Annotated in this window: 17 protein-coding genes; 4 read left to right on the top strand and 13 right to left on the bottom strand. The window is 67.4% G+C overall.

Annotation, left to right across the window (positions count from 1 at the left end; genetic code table 11):
* Positions 1-146 precede the first annotated feature (146 nt).
* The 3 genes from X946_RS10355 to X946_RS10365 form a co-directional block, all read right to left on the bottom strand.
* Complete coding sequence (locus tag X946_RS10355) at positions 147-716, bottom strand: flavodoxin family protein (protein ID WP_038746719.1); 570 nt, start codon at positions 714-716, stop codon at positions 147-149.
* 193 nt (positions 717-909) lie between these two features.
* Positions 910-1,506 (bottom strand): YbhB/YbcL family Raf kinase inhibitor-like protein, encoded by a 597-nt coding sequence (locus tag X946_RS10360; RefSeq protein ID WP_038746721.1) that lies wholly within the window; start codon positions 1,504-1,506, stop codon positions 910-912.
* A gap of 324 nt (positions 1,507-1,830) precedes the next feature.
* Positions 1,831-2,517, bottom strand: a complete 687-nt coding sequence (locus X946_RS10365) for an orotate phosphoribosyltransferase (protein ID WP_038746723.1) — start codon at positions 2,515-2,517, stop codon at positions 1,831-1,833.
* A gap of 521 nt (positions 2,518-3,038) precedes the next feature.
* Here X946_RS10365 and X946_RS10370 point away from each other — a divergent pair.
* On the top strand, positions 3,039-5,309 hold the full coding sequence (locus X946_RS10370) for an NADP-dependent malic enzyme (RefSeq protein WP_038746725.1): 2,271 nt from the start codon (positions 3,039-3,041) through the stop codon (positions 5,307-5,309).
* 206 nt (positions 5,310-5,515) lie between these two features.
* On the opposite strand, the gene X946_RS10375 is transcribed toward X946_RS10370, so the two are convergent.
* Positions 5,516-9,097, bottom strand: coding sequence for an indolepyruvate ferredoxin oxidoreductase family protein (locus X946_RS10375; protein WP_038746727.1), 3,582 nt, complete (start codon positions 9,095-9,097; stop codon positions 5,516-5,518).
* A gap of 317 nt (positions 9,098-9,414) precedes the next feature.
* Here X946_RS10375 and X946_RS10380 point away from each other — a divergent pair, with 317 nt between their 5' ends.
* Positions 9,415-9,609 (top strand): hypothetical protein, encoded by a 195-nt coding sequence (locus X946_RS10380; RefSeq protein WP_038746729.1) that lies wholly within the window; start codon positions 9,415-9,417, stop codon positions 9,607-9,609.
* A gap of 184 nt (positions 9,610-9,793) precedes the next feature.
* Here X946_RS10380 and hppD read toward each other — a convergent pair whose 3' ends face one another.
* Positions 9,794-10,891: a 4-hydroxyphenylpyruvate dioxygenase gene (hppD, locus tag X946_RS10385; protein WP_038746731.1), complete on the bottom strand. Its 1,098-nt coding sequence runs from the start codon at positions 10,889-10,891 to the stop codon at positions 9,794-9,796.
* Positions 10,892-11,042: 151 nt separating this feature from the next.
* Between hppD and X946_RS10390 the strand changes: the two genes are divergently transcribed.
* Positions 11,043-11,558, top strand: a complete 516-nt coding sequence (locus X946_RS10390; RefSeq protein WP_038746733.1) for an Lrp/AsnC family transcriptional regulator — start codon at positions 11,043-11,045, stop codon at positions 11,556-11,558.
* Between the two features lie 117 nt (positions 11,559-11,675).
* Here X946_RS10390 and X946_RS10395 read toward each other — a convergent pair whose 3' ends face one another.
* The 8 genes from X946_RS10395 to paaA form a co-directional block, all read right to left on the bottom strand.
* Complete coding sequence (locus tag X946_RS10395) at positions 11,676-12,323, bottom strand: GNAT family N-acetyltransferase (RefSeq protein ID WP_038746734.1); 648 nt, start codon at positions 12,321-12,323, stop codon at positions 11,676-11,678.
* Between the two features lie 244 nt (positions 12,324-12,567).
* On the bottom strand, positions 12,568-13,167 hold the full coding sequence (locus X946_RS10400) for a TetR/AcrR family transcriptional regulator (protein WP_038746736.1): 600 nt from the start codon (positions 13,165-13,167) through the stop codon (positions 12,568-12,570).
* Positions 13,168-13,195: 28 nt separating this feature from the next.
* Positions 13,196-14,026 carry a DUF1835 domain-containing protein gene (locus X946_RS10405; protein ID WP_038746738.1) on the bottom strand — a complete coding sequence of 277 codons (831 nt, stop codon included), beginning with the start codon at positions 14,024-14,026 and terminating at the stop codon, positions 13,196-13,198.
* 121 nt (positions 14,027-14,147) lie between these two features.
* Positions 14,148-15,236 (bottom strand): 1,2-phenylacetyl-CoA epoxidase subunit PaaE, encoded by a 1,089-nt coding sequence (paaE, locus tag X946_RS10410; protein WP_038746740.1) that lies wholly within the window; start codon positions 15,234-15,236, stop codon positions 14,148-14,150.
* 2 nt (positions 15,237-15,238) lie between these two features.
* Positions 15,239-15,868 carry a 1,2-phenylacetyl-CoA epoxidase subunit PaaD gene (gene paaD / locus X946_RS10415; protein ID WP_038746768.1) on the bottom strand — a complete coding sequence of 210 codons (630 nt, stop codon included), beginning with the start codon at positions 15,866-15,868 and terminating at the stop codon, positions 15,239-15,241.
* Between the two features lie 38 nt (positions 15,869-15,906).
* Entirely contained in the window at positions 15,907-16,710 is an 804-nt protein-coding gene (gene paaC, locus X946_RS10420; RefSeq protein WP_038746743.1) for a 1,2-phenylacetyl-CoA epoxidase subunit PaaC, read from the bottom strand.
* A gap of 10 nt (positions 16,711-16,720) precedes the next feature.
* Positions 16,721-17,005 carry a 1,2-phenylacetyl-CoA epoxidase subunit PaaB gene (paaB, locus tag X946_RS10425; RefSeq protein WP_038746770.1) on the bottom strand — a complete coding sequence of 95 codons (285 nt, stop codon included), beginning with the start codon at positions 17,003-17,005 and terminating at the stop codon, positions 16,721-16,723.
* A 53-nt stretch (positions 17,006-17,058) separates the two neighbouring features.
* Positions 17,059-18,057 carry a 1,2-phenylacetyl-CoA epoxidase subunit PaaA gene (gene paaA, locus X946_RS10430; RefSeq protein ID WP_038746745.1) on the bottom strand — a complete coding sequence of 333 codons (999 nt, stop codon included), beginning with the start codon at positions 18,055-18,057 and terminating at the stop codon, positions 17,059-17,061.
* A 110-nt stretch (positions 18,058-18,167) separates the two neighbouring features.
* Here paaA and X946_RS35870 point away from each other — a divergent pair, with 110 nt between their 5' ends.
* Entirely contained in the window at positions 18,168-18,473 is a 306-nt protein-coding gene (locus X946_RS35870; protein WP_200886427.1) for a hypothetical protein, read from the top strand.
* Positions 18,474-18,588: the final 115 nt, after the last annotated feature.

Genomic DNA, 18,588 nt, shown 5'->3' on the forward strand with positions numbered 1-18,588 from the left:
TCGCTCTCGCTGGATCGGGGCGGGCGGCGCGCTGCCGCCGTGAAAACCGCCATTTTAAGGCGTGATGCGCGGCATCGTAACCGGCCGGCCGAAAAAAGCCGGCCGGGCCGCGCTTGCGATCCGGCCCCTTGGCGGATCGCCGCGCGTCACTTGCCGGCGAGCCAGCGGGCGGTTGCCGCCGCGACGCGCGCGCCGAACGCCTTCGCGGTGTCGAGATCGCCGCTCGCGGGCGCCTCGTCCGGCGACGCGTCGGACGGCGATTGCGCGAGCAGGCCGGTGAAGCCGCCCGCGTAGTTGATGTCGTTGCGCGTCGACGCCTTCGTGTTCGCGGGCAGCAGGCCCGTGCCGACCCACACCATCCCATGCTGCATCGCGAGCGTGACGAAGTATTGAATCGTCGAGAACTTGTCGCCGTTCATCGACGCGGAGTTCGTGAAGCCCGCCGCGATCTTGTCCTTCCATTTCTGGCCGAACCATGCTTTCGACGTCGCGTCGGCGAATTTCTTGAAGTCGGCCGACGGGCCGCCCATGTAGGTCGGCGCGCCGAAGACGATCGCGTCGGCCGCGTCGAGCGCGGCCCAGCCGGCGTCGTCGAGATCGCCGACGGCGACGAGCCGCGCGTTCGCGCCCGCGTCCTGCGCGCCCGCGAGCACCGATTCGGCGAGCTTCTTGGTGTGGCCGTAGCCGCTGTGATAGACGATGACGATGTTCGACATTCCCGTTTCTCCATGATGAGACGACGAAACCGCGCGCCCCGTGACGGGCCGCGCGGCGGACGATGGCCGACCTCGGCGACGCGCGCGGACGGCCGGCGCAAAAAGTCTAGCGGTGCGAAGCATCTCGCACGATCGCTGTCGCGCACGACTGAATTTCGTGAACGGCGCGAATCGCGCCGCGCTTCGCCGCAGACTAGCGGCCGTATGTGACGACGAGCTGCGCGGAGCCGATCGACTCGGTGCCGATCTCGTGGTCGAACATCTGAGCGGGGCGGCCCGTCGCGACGCGCAGGTCGGTGGCCTTCAGCGCGTGGACGGTGATCACGTAGCGGTGCGGTTTGCCGGGCGGCGGACATGGGCCGCCGTAGCCGTCGATGCCGAAATCGTTGCGCGCCTCGGTCGCGCCGAGCTTGCGCAGGAAGCCGGACGCGCTCGCGTCGGCGGGCAGGCTCGAGACGCTCGCCGGGATGCCGGCGACCGCCCAGTGCCACCAGCCGCGGCCGGGCGCGTCGGGATCGAACATCGTGACGGCGAAGCCCTTCGTGCCGGGCGGCGGATTGCGCCACGCGAGCTGCGGCGAGCGGTTGCCGCCCTTGCAGTCGCCCTGATTGAAGACGTGCGACGCGCCGACGCGGCCGCCGGGGCGCAGGTCGTCGCTCGTGAGCACGAACGCGTCTTCGGCGCGCGCACGCGGGCCGCCGAGGATGCCGAAGAAGGAAGCGCAGGCGAAGGCGAGCGCGAGCAGACGACGGGGCGAACCTGGCGGAACGACTCGGCGACCCACGCGCATATGGCCCTTCTCCCGTCACTGGTGCCGGGGCGGCCCGGCGCTGATCGTTGTCGAGATGTGATGCTCGAACCCGAATATGAGGGCAAGTCTAGCATTAGGGGACGCATGGCGGACGTCGTCGCGTCAACTTCGCGTGAGCGGGCCGGCGCGGCGGGTGCAGGCGGGCGCAGGCGGCGGGAAACGCGAAGAGACGGCGCAGGAAGGGCGGCCGTCGCCACCGGCGAGCGCGCGCATAAAAAACGCCGGCCGTCGTCGACGGCCGGCGTTTTTCGGCATCTTCGCGGGCGCGGGCGGACGGGCCGCCGCCGGCGATGCGGGCTCGCGTTACTCCTGCGCGCCCGTCGCGCCGCCGTGCGCGGCCGACCATTCGGCCGGCGAGTGCAGGAATTTCTCGACTTCGTCGAGCGTCTTCGTCTCGAAGTAGCCCGACGCCTTCGCGACGCGCAGCACGTCCCACCAGGTCGCGAGCGCGTGCAGGTCGACGTCGATGTCCTTCAGCACCGACACGCTTTCCTTGAAGATGTTGTAGTGGAACAGCACGAAGCAGTGGTTCACCGTCGCGCCCGCCGTGCGCAGCGCGTTGATGAAGTTGATCTTGCTGCGGCTGTCGGTCGTCAGGTCCTCGACGAGCAGCACGCGCGAGCCTTCCTCCAGATAGCCCTCGATCTGCGCGTTGCGGCCGAAACCCTTCGGCTTTTTACGCACGTACTGCATCGGCAGCATCATCCGGTCGGCGATCCACGCGGCGAACGGGATGCCGGCGGTTTCGCCGCCCGCCACCGCGTCGATCTGCTCGAAGCCGACGTCGCGCAGGATCGTCGCCTCGGCCATCTCCATCAGGCCGCGGCGCACGCGCGGAAACGAGATCAGCTTGCGGCAGTCGATGTAGACCGGGCTCGCCCATCCGGACGTGAAGATGAAGGGCTTGTCGGCGTTGAAGTGCACCGCTTGCACTTCGAGCAGCATTTTGGCGGTCGTGTCGGAGATCGTCTGACGATCGAAGCCTGTCATGGGCGTTCCTTGGTGATGAGCGAGGGGCGGGCGCGGGCCCGGTGGCGCAGCTCGCGTGATTCCTGCCGTGAGGGCCGGGCTGCGGGCCGACGTGGGCGATGGCCGCCGGCGTCGAGCCGCTTCGCTGCGCGCGTAGCCCGCTATTTTACCCGATTTGCGCCCTTTTCGAGACGCCCGGCGGCGGCGGATTATCCGCGCCCGGACGGCGGTCCCGGGCGCGGGGCGGGCGTTGCGGCGCGCGGATGCTCCGCCGCCTTGCGGCATTGAAAGGAAGTACGCCGAAACGATGGCCTTGCGCGGCGCAGCAACTGGCGCGCGTGCGCGAGGTGTACACTAAGCGACCCTCTAAGTATTTGCTCGGTGCTTTGTACTCCCCGCTTGCCACCCGCCAAGGTTCGAAGCCGCGCCGATCCGGCGCGCGACGGACGCCGCAGTCGACCATCCCCTCGATTTCCGCATCCGCGGCTCCCGGTGCTCGGTACTGAGTCTTCAAAATTTCGCATGTCTCTCGCAGGTCAACCATGGACGAACAACTGAAGCAAAGCGCTCTCGCTTATCACCAGAATCCGAAACCCGGCAAGATTTCGGTCACGCCCACGAAGCCGCTGTCGAACCAGCTCGATCTGTCGCTCGCATATTCGCCCGGCGTCGCGGCCGCGTGCGAGGCGATCCACGCGGACCCGCTCGACGCGCAGAAGTACACGTCGCGCGGCAACCTCGTCGGCGTCGTGACGAACGGCACCGCGGTGCTCGGCCTCGGCAACATCGGCCCGCTCGCCGCGAAGCCGGTGATGGAGGGCAAGGGGTGCCTGTTCAAGAAATTCGCGGGCATCGACGTGTTCGACATCGAACTCTCCGAGTCCGATCCGGACAAGCTCGTCGATGCGATCGCGATGCTCGAGCCGACGCTCGGCGGCATCAATCTCGAAGACATCAAGGCGCCCGAGTGCTTCTACATCGAGCAGAAGCTGCGCGAGCGGATGAAGATTCCCGTCTTCCACGACGATCAGCACGGCACCGCGATCATCGCGTCGGCGGCGATCCTGAACGGCCTGAAGGTGGTCGGCAAGGACCTGTCGAGCGTGAAGCTCGTGTGCTCGGGCGCGGGCGCGGCGGCGATCGCGTGTCTCGACCTGCTCGTGAAGCTCGGCCTGTCCAAGTCGAACGTGCTCGTTTGCGACTCGAAAGGCGTGATCTACGAAGGCCGCGGCAATCTCGATCCGTCGAAGCAGCGCTACGCGGTGACGACCGACGCGCGCACGCTCGCCGACGCGATTCGCGATGCGGACGTGTTCCTCGGCTGCTCGAGCGCGGGCGTGCTGAAGCAGGACATGGTGAAGACGATGGCGGACAAGCCGCTCATCCTCGCGCTCGCGAACCCGGAGCCGGAAATCCGCCCGGAAGACGCGAAGGCGGTGCGCCCGGACGCGATCGTCGCGACGGGCCGCTCCGATTATCCGAACCAGGTCAACAACGTCCTGTGCTTCCCGTTCATTTTCCGCGGCGCGCTCGACGTCGGCGCGACGACGATCACCGAGGAGATGAAGCTCGCGTGCGTGCGCGCGATCGCCGAGCTCGCGCAGGAAACCGATCAGAGCGAGGAAGTCGCGAAGGCGTATGAAGGCCATTCGCTCGAATTCGGCCCGGAATACCTGATTCCGAAGCCGTTCGATCCGCGCCTCATCATCAAGATCGCGCCCGCCGTCGCGCAGGCCGCGATGGATTCGGGCGTGGCCACCCGCCCGATCGCCGACATGGACGCGTACCGCGAGCAACTCGGCGCGACCGTCTACCGCACCGGCATGGTGATGCGCCCCGTGTTCGCCACCGCGAAGACGAAGACCGCGCGCATCGTGTTCGCCGAGGGCGAGGACGAGCGCGTGCTGCGCGCCGCGCAGTTCGTGCTGCAAGAGAAGATCGCGAAGCCGATCATCGTCGGCCGTCCGTCCGTCGTCGAGATGCGTCTGAAGAAGATCGGCTCGAAGCTCGTGGGCGGAGCCGATTTCGAGATCGTCAATCCGGAAGACGATCCGCGCTACCAGCAATGCTGGCAGGCGTACCACGAGATGGGCGCGCGCGACGGCGTGACGCCGGAAGTCGCGAAGGCCGCGCTGCGCAAGTTCAACACGCTGATCGGCGCGATCCTCGTGCACCTCGGCGACGCGGACGGCATGATCTGCGGGATGATCGACACGTACCACAGCCACCTGAAGTTCATCGAGCAGGTGCTCGGCCGCGCGAAGGGCGCCGAGCACTTCGCGGCGATGAACCTGCTGATGCTGCCGGGCCGCAACCTGTTCATGTGCGATACCTACGTGAACGAGCAGCCGAGCGCCGAGCAGCTCGCCGACATGACGATCCAGGCGGCGGCCGAGATCGAGCGTTTCGGCATCACGCCGAAGGCGGCGCTGCTGTCGAACTCGAACTTCGGCAGCGCGCCGTCGGCGTCGTCGCGCCGAATGGCGGACGCGCGCAAGCTGATTGTCGAGCGCGCGCCGAACCTTGAGGTCGACGGCGAAATGCACGGCGACGCGGCGCTGTCCGAAGTGGTTCGCAAGGCCGCGTTCCCCGGCACGACGCTCACGGGCGAGGCGAACCTCCTGATCATGCCGAACGTCGAGGCGGCGAACATCGCGTACAACCTGCTGAAGATGGTGGGCGGCGAAGGCGTGACGGTCGGCCCGTTCCTGCTCGGCGCGGCGAAGCCCGTGCACATCCTGACGCCGGCTGCGACGGTGCGCCGGATCATCAACATGACGGCCGTCGCGGCGGCGAACGTGCAGGTGAAGTAACGCGCGCGGAGGCGAGCGCCGCGAGCCGTGACGGCCTGCGGCGCGCCGAAACGAACAGGAAGGCGGCCGCCCGGCCGCACCGCACCTCGGAAGTTGTGCATCCAGCTTTGAGGTCGGTTCAGTCGGGCGGCCGCCTTTTTCTTTGCGTCGGCGCGCGGGACGTCATTGCGATGCCGACGCAACCGCGTCGCGCGCGCGATCCGTCGTCACGCGACGTTGCGCGTCTGCCCGCCCTCCGGCGAGCGCCACCGCGCGAGCAGCCGCGTCCACTTCGCGCGCACCGCGTGCACGTTGTTCTCCTTCACGTGCCCATATCCACGAATGCCGTCGGGCAGGCTCGCGAGCTCGATCGCGAGCGGCAGCGTGTCGCGCGTGAGCCGGCCGCCGATCAGCTCGCTCACGAGCGCCTCGTATTCGCCGATCAGCGCGCGCTCGGTGCGCCGTTCGTCGGTGCGGCCGAACACGTCGAGCGCCGTTCCGCGCAGAAACTTCAGCTTCGCGAGCACGCGGAACGCCTGCATCAACCACGGGCCGTATTGCTGCTTCACGAGACGGCCGTGCGCATCCTTCTTCGCGAACAGCGGCGGCGCGAGGTGGAACCTGAGCTTCCAGTCGCCTTCGAACTGCTCGGCGAGCTTCGCGACGAACGCCGGATCGGCGTGCAGCCGCGCGACTTCGTACTCGTCCTTGTACGCCATCAGCTTGTACAGATTGCGCGCGACGGCCTCGGTGAGCGGCTCCTGCGCGGCCTCGCCGCCGAGCGCCCGCTCGGCTTCGCGCACCTTGTCGACGACGGCCGAGAAGCGCGTCGCGTACGCGGCGTTCTGATACGCGCGCAGATGCTCGGCGCGCGTCGCGATCAGCGCGTCGATCGCCTTTTTCGTGTGCAGCGCGATCACCGTCGCGCCGGCCTGCGCACCGCCCGCCGCCGCCGCGCGCACGCTCGCCGGATCGAACGCGGCGCGGCGGCCCCATTCGAACGCCGCGCGGTTCTGCTCGATCTGCACGCCGTTCAGCTCGATCGCGCGCACGAGCGACGCATGCGTGAGCGGCAGCCAGCCGCGCTGCCACGCGTAGCCGAGCACGAACGGGTTCGTGTAGATCGCGTCGCCGAGCAGCGCGACCGCGAAGTGGTTCGCGTCGACGAGGTCGACCGCGTCGCCCGCCGCCGCGCGAATGTCGAGCTCGGCGCTCGCGCCCGGGAACGACCACAACGGATTCTTGATGAACTCGGCGGTCGGCGTCTTCGCGCTGTTGACGACGACGCGCGTCGCGCCATGGCGCATTCGCGACGTGCATTCGTCGCCGGCCGTGACGATCGCGTCGCAGCCGATCACGAGATCGGCCTCGCCCATCGCGATGCGGGTGGCGTGGATGTCGGCGGGCGCGTGCGAGATCTGGACGTGGCTCATCACAGCGCCGCCCTTTTGCGCGAGGCCCGTCACGTCGAGCACCGTCACGCCCTTGCTTTCGAGGTGCGCGGCCATTCCGAGCAGCGCGCCGATCGTCACGACGCCCGTGCCGCCGACGCCCGTGACGAGCACGCCGTACGCGCGATCGATCGCAGGCAGCGCGGGCTCGGGGATCGGCGGCAGCGCGCTCGCGTCCACCGACACGGCCTTCGGCTTGCGCAGCTTGCCGCCCTCGACGGTCACGAAGCTCGGGCAGAAGCCCTTCACGCACGAGAAGTCCTTGTTGCAGGTCGATTGGTTGATCTGCCGCTTCGTGCCGAATTCGGTGTCGAGCGGCTCGACCGACAGGCAGTTCGACTGCACCGAGCAGTCGCCGCAGCCTTCGCAGACCGCCTCGTTGATCACGACGCGCTTGGCCGGGTCCGGGTACGCGCCGCGCTTGCGGCGCCGGCGCTTCTCGGTCGCGCAGGTCTGGTCGTAGATCAGGATCGTCGTGCCTTCGATCTCGCGCAGCGTGCGCTGGACGTCGTCGAGCTGGTCGCGATGGTGGATCGTCACGCCCGGCGCGAGCAGCGACGCGTGGCCGTCGTATTTCTGCGGCTCGTCGGTGACGATCACGATCTTCCTCGCGCCTTCGGACGCAAGCTGGTGCGTGATCTGCGGCACCGTCAGCACGCCGTCGACGGGCTGGCCGCCCGTCATCGCGACCGCGTCGTTATAGAGAATCTTGTACGTGATGTTCGCCTTCGACGCGATCGCCGCGCGAATCGCGAGGAGGCCGGAGTGGAAGTAGGTGCCGTCGCCCAGATTCGCGAACACGTGCTTTTCGTCGGTAAACGGCGCCTGGCCGATCCACGGCACGCCTTCGCCGCCCATCTGGCTGAACGTGCTCGTGTTGCGGTCCATCCACACGGTCATGTAATGGCAGCCGATGCCCGCGATCGCGCGCGAGCCTTCCGGCACGTTCGTCGACGTGTTGTGCGGGCACCCGGAGCAGAACCACGGCTTGCGCTCGGCGCTCACGTGCGGCTTCGCGAGCGCGGTTTCCTTCGCGTGAATCACCGCGATCCGCGCGGCGACGCGTGCGCGCACGTCGGGCGGCAGCTCGAACTTTTCGAGGCGCGTCGCGATCGCCTTCGCGATGATCGCGGGCGACAGCTCGTAATGCGCGGGCAGCAGCCAGTTGCCCATCGGCACCGACCATTCGCCGCCCGCGCCGTCCTTTTCGTCGAACTTGCCGAACACGCGCGGACGTTGGCCGTCCGGCCAGTTGTACAGTTCTTCCTTGATCGCGTATTCGAGAATCTGGCGCTTTTCCTCGACGACGAGAATTTCGTCGAGCCCGCGCGCGAATGCCTGCGCGCCTTGCGCTTCGAGCGGCCATACGCAGCCGACCTTGTAGAGGCGAATGCCGATCCGCGCGCAGGTTTCGTCGTCGAGGCCGAGGTCGACGAGCGCCTGACGCACGTCGAGATACGCCTTGCCGCCCGTAATGATGCCGAAGCGCGCGTTCGGCGAATCGATCTCGATGCGGTCGAGCTTGTTCGCGCGCACGTACGCGAGCGCCGCGTACCACTTGTAGTCGAGGAGGCGCGCTTCCTGCACGAGAGGCGGATCGGGCCAGCGGATGTTCAGGCCGCCGTCGGGCATCGCGAAGTCGGTGGGCAGCACGATCTCGGTGCGATGCGGGTCGATGTCGACGGAGGCCGACGATTCGACGACGTCCGTCACGCACTTGAGCGCGACCCAAAGGCCCGAATAGCGGCTCATCGCCCAGCCGTGCAACCCGAAGTCCAGATATTCCTGCACGTTCGACGGGAACAGCACGGGCAGCCCGCACGCCTTGAAGATGTGCTCGGATTGATGGGCGAGCGTCGACGACTTCGCCGCGTGATCGTCGCCCGCGAGCACGAGCACGCCGCCGTGCGGTGCGGAGCCGGCCGAGTTCGCGTGCTTGAACACGTCGCCCGTGCGGTCGACGCCCGGGCCCTTGCCGTACCACATCGCGAACACGCCGTCGTGCTTCGCGCCCGGATACAGGTTGACTTGCTGCGATCCCCAGACGGCCGTCGCCGCGAGGTCTTCGTTGAGGCCGGGCTGGAACACGATCCGGTGCGCGGCGAGGTGCTGCTTCGCCTTCCACAACGACAAATCGAGCCCGCCGAGCGGCGAGCCGCGGTAGCCGGAAATGAAGCCGGCGGTGTTCAGGCCCGCGGCGCGATCGCGCTCCTGCTGGAGCATCGGCAGGCGCACGAGCGCCTGGATGCCGCTCATGTACGCGCGGCCGCGTTCGAGCGTGTATTTGTCGTCTAGCGTGACGGATTGCAGCGCGGCTTCGAGCGATGCGCGCTGGCCTGCGTCTAGCGGGGCATTCATGCAGTGTCTCCTCACCCGGTTCGGGATCGCCAAAACTATCGGCGCGTCGGCGTCTTGTGGACGCGTTGGTCGGCCCGAATATTGGCGGGTTTCGTTCGATGGTAGCACTGGGAAAAACCCGCCGCATTGTTTCAATAATGAGTGCCGAGTGACCCGAAATCGAGAGGAATCAATGCGTTACAGGCTGTAAAAGCATGTAAAACGGCGGGCCTCGCGCGGCGATTGCCGTTAGTCTCTAGGGCCCTGTCCGGTTGTGACGGCGGCGCGGGCTCGCGTCGGCGCCGCGAACGCACACGGACGGTTGCAATGGAGGTGCAATGAAGACTCGAAATATCCAGAATTTCCTGATGGTGTCGGCGGCGTTTTTCGCGATGAGCGGCACCGCGCGCTCGGAAGGCGCAAGCGTGCTGGCGACGGCGAGCACCCAGATGCTGCAGCTCGCGGCAGCCGGTGCGCCGGCGCCGGCGCTCGCGAGCGCCGTGACGAACGAACGCGGCGCGGCGCAGAAGTAGGCCGCGGCGGCGCAGCGGCGGGCGATTGCCGGCCTCGTCGCGCGATGATCGGCCATGCAAAAGGGCGGGAATCCCGGGATTCCCGCCCTTTCCATTTAGACGTTCCGATTTGACGCCTCGATGTTTCGAGGCCTCTATGTCTTGACGCCCCGTCGCGAACAGGCCGCGCGCGGCGCCGCCTCGCTTACGCCTTGTCCTGCACGACGCCGCGGCGGATCTGGTCGAGCTCGATCGATTCGAACAGCGCCTTGAAGTTGCCCTCGCCGAAGCCCTGATTGCCCTTGCGCTGGATGATCTCGAAGAAGATCGGCCCGATCTGGTTCTCGGTGAAGATCTGCAGCAGCAGATCGTCGTGCGCGCCGTCGATCAGGATCTTGCGCTTCCTGAGCTCGTCGAGCGGCTCGCCGTGGTTCGGCACGCGGCGATCGACGAGCTCGTAGTACGTGTCGATCGTGTCGAGCAGCGTCACGCCCTTCGCGCGCAGGCCGTCGACCGCCTTGTAGATGTCGGCCGCGCCGAGCGCGATGTGCTGGATGCCTTCGCCGTGATATGCGTCGAGGTATTCCTGGATCTGGCCGGCCGTGTCCGAGCCTTCCTCGTTGATCGGAATCCGGATCTTGCCGCACGGCGACGTCATCGCCTTCGATTTCACGCCCGTCACCTTGCCTTCGATGTCGAAATAGCGCACCTCGCGGAAGTTGAACAGGCGCTCGTAGAACTCCGCCCATTCCTGCATGCGGCCGCGGTGGACGTTGTGCGTCAGGTGGTCGATGTAGGTGAGGCCGTGGCCGGCCGGGTTCGGATCGGCGCCCGGAATCGGCTCGAAGTCGACGTCGTAGATGCTGATGTCGCCGATCGCGCCCGGCTGCGCGCCGTTCTTGCCCTTCCAGCGGTCGACGAAATAGATCAGCGAATCGCCGATGCCCTTGATCGCCGGGATGTTCAGCTCCATCGGGCCCGTCTTGTTGTCGAAGCCCCATGCGCCCAGCTCGAGCGCGTGCTTGTACGCCTTCGCGGCGTCCTGCACGCGGAACGCGATCGCGCAGATCGACGGCCCGTGCAGCCGGGCGAAGCGCTGCGCGAACGAATCGGCTTCGGCGTTGATGATGAAGTTGATGTCGCCCTGGCGGTACAGCGTCACGTTCTTGTGGCGGTGCCGGGCGACGGCGGTGAAGCCCATGCGCTCGAACAGCTGGCCGAGCGCTTTCGGATCGGGCGCGGTGTATTCGATGAATTCGAAGCCGTCGGTGCCGACGGGGTTGTCCCAGGTGGGGATTTGCATGGCGTCTCCTAGCCCTCGACGGGGCACGCGTCTTGGTGAATGTCTGCGGCAAAGTGTAGCGGGCCGGGCCGGGTGGAAACTTGCGAACTTAGTCGCGTAACGCTACGCTTGCGCAATTTCTCGTCCGCGCGAACAGGCAGGGAGGCAGGAAATGGCGCACGTAGAATTGGATGCGATCGATCGGCGCATTCTTGCGATTCTTCAGGAGAACGGGCGTTTGTCGAATCAGGACATCGCCGAGCGGGTGAATCTGTCGCCGAGCCCTTGCCTGCGTCGGATTCGCCGGCTCGAGGAGCTGGGCGTGATCACCGGCTACGTCGCGCTGCTCGACCCGCAGAAGCTCGGGCTCGACCTGCTCGCGTACGTGAGCGTGCGGCTGGAAAAGCGCGGCGGCGCCGTGCCGGCGCGCGGCGACGAAACGCCCGCGCGCGCGGGCGCGACGCACGCCGAGCTGTTTCGCGCGGCCGTGCAGGCGTGGCCGGAGGTCGTCGCGTGTCACGCGATGACGGGCGATATGGACTATCTGTTGCGCGTGCAGGTCGAGGACATGGCGCATTTCTCGCGTTTCATGCAGGAGCAACTGCTGCACCATCCGTCGGTGATCGACGTGAAGACGAGTTTCTCGCTCGAGCGCTTCAAGGAGACCACCGCGTTGCCGATCCGCTGAATGCCGGAGCGCGGTCGGCCGAACGGCCGATATCGGCTGAGCGGCGCAAAAAAACGGGCGGTCCATGACGGGCCGCCCGTTTTTGTTTGCGCATCGGCGGATGCGATGCGCCGCGCGTTACGCGGTGAGGCCCGCGGGCAGCAGCGATTCGAAGATCTGCGTCGCGCGGCGCGCCTGGCGCTTGAGCGCGTAGTCGAACACGGCCGCCTGCTCCTGCATCATCTCGGCGATGATCGTCGAGTGGTCGGCGGGCGGCAGCGACAGGTACGCATCGGCTTCGCCGTACGCGTACTCGATGCGCATCCCCGATTTCTTCGCGATGTGCATCATCGTCGCGTTGCGCGACAGGCAGTGCATGTACAGCGTCGTGACGTGCGTGTTGCGGCTGCGGATCGCGGCGCGCTCGAAGAGCTTCGTGCCGACGCCTTGGCCGCGTGCGCTTTCGAGCACCGACACGCCGAACTCGGCGGTGCGCTTGTCGCCTTCGGCGGGCAGGTACGCGAGGTGGCCGACGCCGATCATCGCGAGTTCGTGATCGAACACGCCGAACACGGTGTCGCGGCCGAAGTCGATCGTGCGGACGTAGTTCTCGATCACGTGATCGGGCACCGCTTGGCCGAAGCGCAACAGGCGATCGTCGTCGTCGAGCGCGAGAAAATGGGTGAGCAGTTGTTGACGGTCGCCGGAAGCCAGTTCCCGAACGAGAACTGGCGCGGGACCGGCGATGCCGACCGCATCGGCAGGGCGAAGGTCTGGCTTGTTCATCGTGGGTTCCTCAAAAAAGACCGTACAGCTATTTGTGCAACGCAGCGCAATTTTAGCTGAATGGCCGTGCGGAGATTGGGGAAAACCCGGATGTTCGTGTCGAGCTTGGCCTCTAAATTCACCGATTGGTAAATATAAGCTTTTGTTTTTATTGATATTTTAAGGATTTTTGACGGAGGTGTGGGCAAAGCGTCGCACTGTTACGCTCACGCAACGCTTGCTGCTCCGCAATAAATCAGACGATTCAGCCGCCGAGGCCGTGCTCGATCATGCCGATCACCTGCTCGGCGAAATCGCGATAGCCGAGGCGCCCGCCCGGCTTCAGCCACGTGAACGTCCAGTTGATCATCCCGAACACCATCATCGTCACGGGCGTCTGGTTGTCCGTCGAGATCCGCTCCGGATACGCGCGCGCGAGCTGGCGCGCGAACGCGGCGACGATGTCGCGCTGGCGGTCGAGAATGATCCGGCGTTGCGCTTCCTCGAGATACTTCACGTCGTTCAGCAGCGCGACATGGCGGCTGTGCGACGTCTCGTATTCGGCGAGGAACGCGCGCACGAGTTCGGCGAACGCCTCGCGCTCGGTGAGCCCGCGCCGCTGGCTCGCGCCTTCGACCTCGGCGATGATCAGCATCAGCCGCTTCGTGTAGCGGTCGAGCAGATCGAACAGGATCGCTTCCTTGCCTTCGTAATAGTGATAGAGGCGCGCCTTCGACGTGCCGCTCGCGTTCGCGAGATCGGTCATCGACGTGCTCGGGTAGCTCGTCTGCGCGAACTTGGCGGCGGCGAGATCGAGGATCTGCTCGCGCTGGGATTCGTGATCGGGGGCTCGGGTGCGGGCCATGTGATTCGACGCGTGATGCGGGTTCGGGTTAGCGGGGAACGGCGACGGCGGGCGTGACGCGCAGCGTCGCCGTTTTCAGGTCTTCGATCGAGCGCGCGTCGCCCTGCAGTTCGACGCGGCCGGCCGCCGCGAGCTCGCGGCAGCGCCAGAACGCGATCACGTCGCCGACGAACAGGTGGCCGCGGTCGGCGAACGCCATCACCGCGCCGACCGTGCGCGCGGCGGGCCCCCATTCGTCGGGCGCGTGTTCGAGCACGAGCGCGTCGATGTCGGCGTAATGGCCGCTCTTGAACGTGTTGCAGATCCAGTAGCGCAGCTCGGCGTTCGTCTGTTTCGCTTCCTGCCATTCGAGCGCGAGCCGGCTGATCCGCAGCACCGAGATCGGCGCCGCCTCCGGCAGCTTCGCGGCGAGCTGCGCGGGCGAGAAGATGCCGGCGGCCGTCGCCTGGTCGGCGCGCAGCCGCACCCACGACTGTGGATCGTCGATGTCCGTGCTCGACAGCCGCACCTCGTTCAGGCGCTGCGGCGCGTTGCGCAGATGGTAGGCGACGCGCCGCAGCATCAGCTGATCGGCCACGCTGTGCGCGTGCCACACGACGATCTGGCCCGTGCCGGCCGCGAGCGCCTCGAGCTTCGCGAAATCGTCGCCGAGCCCCGCCGCCCAGTCCTGCTGCACGTCGCCGATCGCGCGTTCCCAGAACGCGGCGCGCACGTCCGGCGTATCGTCGGCGCCGCGCAGCGGGCCGACGGACAGATCGTCGAACAGCTCGACGACGCTTTCGTCGCGGCCCGCGTCGGCGAGCGCGATGCGCAGGGAAGCGGCGGCGGAGCCGCCCATGGTCACGTGGATGGTGCTCATTGGCCTGTCGTCAACATGAGAAAAGCCGCCCGGGTGCCGGCGCTTCGCGCGTCCGGCCCGCAGGCGGCCCCTAGTGTAAGCGAGATGGGGGGCGGCGCGTAACCGCGCGGCAAGACGCCGCTTACCGTTCGTCGTAACTGACGACCACCTTGCCGCTGACGGGATGGCACTGGCAGGTGAGCACGAAGCCGTCGGCGATTTCCCGCGGCTCGAGCGTGTAGTTCTTTTCCATCCGCACCTCGCCTTCGAGCACCTTCGCGCGGCACGTGCAGCACACGCCGCCCTTGCACGCGTACGGCAGCGCGAGGCCCGCGCGCAGCCCGACGTCGAGGAGGCTCACGCCTTCGTACGGCAGGCGCAGCTTGCGTTTCTTGCCGTCGAGCACGATTTCGAGATCGGCGGCGGGCGTGTCGTCGGTAATCTCGACGGCGGGCACGCCCGCCTGCGGCAGCGGCGTGCCGAAGCGCTCGACGTGCACCCGCTCGTGCGGCACGCCGGCCGCGGCGAGCGCGGCCTCGGCGGCGTCCATCATCGGCGCGGGGCCGCAGATGAACGCTTCGTCGATCGTCTCGGCCGGCACGAGCGAATCGATGAACGCCGCGCACTTCGCCTGATCGAGCACGCCGTTGAAGAGCTCGACGTCCTGCACGTCGTCCGACAGCACGTGATACAGCGCGAATCGCTGCATGAAGCGGTTCTTCAGATCCTCGAGCTCCTCGGCGAACATGATCGAATCGACGCTGCGGTTGCCGTAGATCAGCGTGAACGCGCTCCGCGGCTCGAGCTCGAGCGTCGTCTTGATGATCGCGAGCACGGGCGTGATCCCCGAGCCGCCCGCGAACGCGACGTACTGCTTGCCGTGCTCGGCGTTCAGGTGCGTGAAGAAGCGGCCGTCCGGCGTCATCACGTCGATCGTGTGGCCGGGCTCGAGCGTATCGAACGCGAAGTTCGAGAAGCGCCCGCCGCGCACGCGCTTGATGCCGATGCGCAACTCGCCGTCGCGGTCGTAGTCGGTCGTGCCGACGCAGATCGAGTATGAGCGGCGGGTCTCCTCGCCGTCGATATGCGCCTTCAGCGTGACGAACTGGCCTTGCGTGAAGCGGTACGCGTCGCGCAGCTCGGGCGGCACCTCGAACGACACCGTGACGGCGTCGGCGGTCTCGGGCCGCACGTCGCGGATGCGCAGCGGATGGAATTGCGGAGTCGCCATATTCAATAAGGTTTGAAGTAGTCGAAGGGTTCGCGGCAGTCGACGCAGCGGTAGAGCGCCTTGCACGCGGTCGACGCGAACTGCGCGAGCCGCTCGGTGTGCGCTGAGCCGCAGCGCGGGCAGACGGGCGCGGCGAGCGGCTTCGGCATGAAGCGGACGACGCGGCGGTGGGCAGGGCCGCCGTGCGCATCGCCGTCGCCGCCGTCGCCGCCATCGCCGCCGCACTGGCCGGCGGGCGGCGCGATGCCGTACGCGCGGAGTTTTTCGCGGGCGTCGGCGGTGATCCAGTCGGTCGTCCACGCGGGCGCGAGCACGGTCGCGATCCGGTGCGGCGCGACGCCGGCTTGCCGCAGCGCGGCGTCGATGTCCTCGGCGATCTGCTGCATCGCCGGGCAGCCGGAGTAGGTCGGCGTGATCACGACTTCGACGACGCCGTCGGCGGCGCGGCGCACGTCGCGCAGGATGCCGAGCTCGCGGATCGACACGACCGGGATTTCCGGATCGGGCACGGCTTCGAGCGCGTCCCATGCGCGGGCGACGAGCGGATCGTCGCCGCGGGCGGCGCGGCCGTCGCGCGGGCGGTCGACGGCGGCGGCCGTCGAGGCGAGGGCGGATGCGGGGAGGGCGGACATCGTCTGGCTCCGTCGTTCGTCATTCGTCGCGCGCGGCTTCACCAGGTCGCGCCCGGATGCTGGCGCGCGACGCTCTGCAACTCGGCGAGCAGATAACCCATGTGCTCCGAGTGCTCGCCGCGCTTGCCGGTCGACACGTACTGGCCGGCCGCGGGTGGCGCGAGCGTCGCCTCGGCGAGGGTCGCGTCGACGTCCGCGCGCCACGCCGGCTCGATCGACGCGATGGCGGGCCCGATGCCGGCCGCGGCCGCCGCGTCGTCGATCGCGTCCGCCGCGAAGAATTCGCGCGTATACGGCATCAGATAGTCGAGCGCGGCCTGCGCGCGGCGATGCGATTCGTCGGTGCCGTCGCCGAAGCGGATCAGCCATTCGCGCGCGTGGTGCTCGTGGTAGCGCGTCTCCTTCACCGATTTCGCCGCGATCGCCGCGAGTTGAGCGTCGCTCGACGTCTCGAGCGCAGTCCACACGTGCAGCATCAGCGCCGCGTAGAGGAAGTTGCGCGCGACGGTCACCGCATAGTCGAGCTCCGCGTGCGCGGTGCCGCTGAGCGGGCCGTAGTGCGGCAGCTCGACGAACGTGTAGTTCGCGAATTCGCGCTCGGTGCGCGAGTACGCATAGTCGTCCTCGGTCCGCGCGGCGCCGCTGAGCTGCCGTTCGAGCTCGGCCGCGTGCGTATACAGCAGGCGCGCCTGGCCGATCAGGTCGAGGCTCATGTTCGTGAGCGCGATGTCTTCCTCGAGGACAGGGCCGTGCCCGCACCATTCGGCGTTGCGCTGACCGAGGATCAGCGCGTTGTCGGCGAGGCGCAGCACGTAGGCGAGATGTTGTGGGGTCGTCGTCATGGCCTGCCGCTCACATGTGGTTGACTTCGTCGGGCAGCGTGTAGAAGGTCGGATGGCGATAGATCTTGTCGCCCGCCGGCTCGAACATCTCGGCCTTCTCGTTCGGATCGGACGCGGTGATCGCCGCCGACGGCACGACCCAGATGCTCACGCCTTCCTGGCGGCGCGTGTAGACGTCGCGCGCCATGTGCAGCGCCATCGACGCGTCGGCCGCGTGCAGGCTTCCGCAGTGCTTGTGATCGAGCCCTTGCTTGCTGCGCACGAAGACTTCCCAGATTGGCCATTCTTGGTTCATCGCTTTCTCCTGAATCTCCTGAATACGGATGGCGGCGCCGCGCTTCGCGCGCGTCATGCCGCTTGCTGTTGCGCGCGGCGGCGGCGCTTTTCCTCGTGCGCGAGCGCGGCCTCGCGGACCCACGCGCCGTTCTCGTGCGCCTTCACGCGGGTCGCGAGGCGCTCCTTGTTGCACGGGCCGTCGCCATTGACGACGCGCCGGAATTCGTCCCAGTCGAGCGCGCCGTAGTCGAAATGGCCGCGCGCGTCGTTCCACTTGAGGTCGGGGTCGGGCAGCGTGACGCCGAGCACTTTCGCCTGCTCGACCGTCGCGTCGACGAACTTCTGCCGCAGATCGTCATTCGAGATGCGCTTGATTCCCCATTTGGCCGACTGGTTGCTGTGGACGGAATCGGCATCGGGCGGACCGAACATCATCAGCACGGGCGCCCACCAGCGGTTCACCGCGTCCTGCACCATCGCGCGCTGCGCATCGGTGCCCTTCATCATCGCGAGCAGCGCGTCGAAACCTTGCCGCTGATGGAACGATTCCTCCTTGCAGACGCGGATCATCGCGCGCGCGTACGGGCCGTACGTGCAGCGGCAGAGCGGAATCTGGTTCATGATCGCGGCGCCGTCGACGAGCCAGCCGATCACGCCGACGTCCGCCCACGTGAGGGTCGGGTAATTGAAGATGCTCGAATACTTGGCCTTGCCTGCGTGCAGCGCGTCGATCAGCGCGTCGCGCGACACGCCGAGCGTTTCCGCGGCGCTATATAGATAGAGGCCGTGACCGGCTTCGTCCTGGACCTTCGCGAGCAGGATCGCCTTGCGCTTGAGGCTCGGCGCGCGCGTGATCCAGTTGCCTTCCGGCAGCATGCCGACGACCTCCGAGTGCGCGTGCTGCGAAATCTGCCGCACGAGGGTCTTGCGGTACGCGTCGGGCATCCAGTCCTGCGGTTCGATCTTGCCGTCGGCGGCGACGGCGGCATCGAATCTGGCCTGTTCGGGCGAATCGGCGGCGGCATCGAGCGGCGCGACGTTGCCGGGGATGTCGAGGGATTGCGTGTACATGGCGATGTTCTCGTCCAGGTGGAATGTTCACGCAGTATAAATCAACCGACCGGTCGGTTAATAGATCATTTTAGCGGATCGCCGAGATTCGCGGACCGGGCGACGGCGATTTGCCGCGGGCGGGCCGCTGCTTCGCGTGTGAACTGCAACGGGCCGCGGCGCGGGTGGTGGATTTTTCATTCCAGCGAGGCCGGTCAACCATCGTGCGGGCTCATTGGTCTGCCGAAGTCGCCGAAGTCGCCGAAGTCGCCGAAGTCGCCGAAGTCGCCGAAGTCGCCGAAGTCGCCGAAGTCGCCGAAGTGGCCGAAGTCGCCGAAGTGGCCGAAGTCGCCGAAGTCGCCGAAGTCGCCGAAGTCGCCGAAGTCGCCGAAGTCGCCGAAGTCGCCGAAGTCCGGGGTCGGGCTCTACTAAACTGAACGGGGGATCGATAGACTGCAGACCGGCGACCGGCGACCGGCGACCGGCGACCGGCGACCGGCGACCGGCGACCGGCGACCGGCGACCGGCGACCGGCGACCGGCGACCGGCGAC

It is taken from the genome of Burkholderia sp. ABCPW 111 (assembly GCF_000773065.1).
Taxonomy (GTDB): Bacteria; Pseudomonadota; Gammaproteobacteria; order Burkholderiales; family Burkholderiaceae; genus Burkholderia; species Burkholderia savannae.

Bases quoted from the DNA above. Each gene is read 5' to 3' on its own strand.
- X946_RS10355 (WP_038746719.1), bottom strand. From the start codon at position 716: ATGTCGAACATCGTCATCGTCTATCACAGCGGCTACGGCCACACCAAG.
- X946_RS10360 (WP_038746721.1), bottom strand. From the start codon at position 1,506: ATGCGCGTGGGTCGCCGAGTCGTTCCGCCAGGTTCGCCCCGTCGTCTG.
- X946_RS10365 (WP_038746723.1), bottom strand. From the start codon at position 2,517: ATGACAGGCTTCGATCGTCAGACGATCTCCGACACGACCGCCAAAATG.
- X946_RS10370 (WP_038746725.1), top strand. From the start codon at position 3,039: ATGGACGAACAACTGAAGCAAAGCGCTCTCGCTTATCACCAGAATCCG.
- X946_RS10375 (WP_038746727.1), bottom strand. From the start codon at position 9,097: ATGAATGCCCCGCTAGACGCAGGCCAGCGCGCATCGCTCGAAGCCGCG.
- X946_RS10380 (WP_038746729.1), top strand. From the start codon at position 9,415: ATGAAGACTCGAAATATCCAGAATTTCCTGATGGTGTCGGCGGCGTTT.
- hppD (WP_038746731.1), bottom strand. From the start codon at position 10,891: ATGCAAATCCCCACCTGGGACAACCCCGTCGGCACCGACGGCTTCGAA.
- X946_RS10390 (WP_038746733.1), top strand. From the start codon at position 11,043: ATGGCGCACGTAGAATTGGATGCGATCGATCGGCGCATTCTTGCGATT.
- X946_RS10395 (WP_038746734.1), bottom strand. From the start codon at position 12,323: ATGAACAAGCCAGACCTTCGCCCTGCCGATGCGGTCGGCATCGCCGGT.
- X946_RS10400 (WP_038746736.1), bottom strand. From the start codon at position 13,167: ATGGCCCGCACCCGAGCCCCCGATCACGAATCCCAGCGCGAGCAGATC.
- X946_RS10405 (WP_038746738.1), bottom strand. From the start codon at position 14,026: ATGAGCACCATCCACGTGACCATGGGCGGCTCCGCCGCCGCTTCCCTG.
- paaE (WP_038746740.1), bottom strand. From the start codon at position 15,236: ATGGCGACTCCGCAATTCCATCCGCTGCGCATCCGCGACGTGCGGCCC.
- paaD (WP_038746768.1), bottom strand. From the start codon at position 15,868: ATGTCCGCCCTCCCCGCATCCGCCCTCGCCTCGACGGCCGCCGCCGTC.
- paaC (WP_038746743.1), bottom strand. From the start codon at position 16,710: ATGACGACGACCCCACAACATCTCGCCTACGTGCTGCGCCTCGCCGAC.
- paaB (WP_038746770.1), bottom strand. From the start codon at position 17,005: ATGAACCAAGAATGGCCAATCTGGGAAGTCTTCGTGCGCAGCAAGCAA.
- paaA (WP_038746745.1), bottom strand. From the start codon at position 18,057: ATGTACACGCAATCCCTCGACATCCCCGGCAACGTCGCGCCGCTCGAT.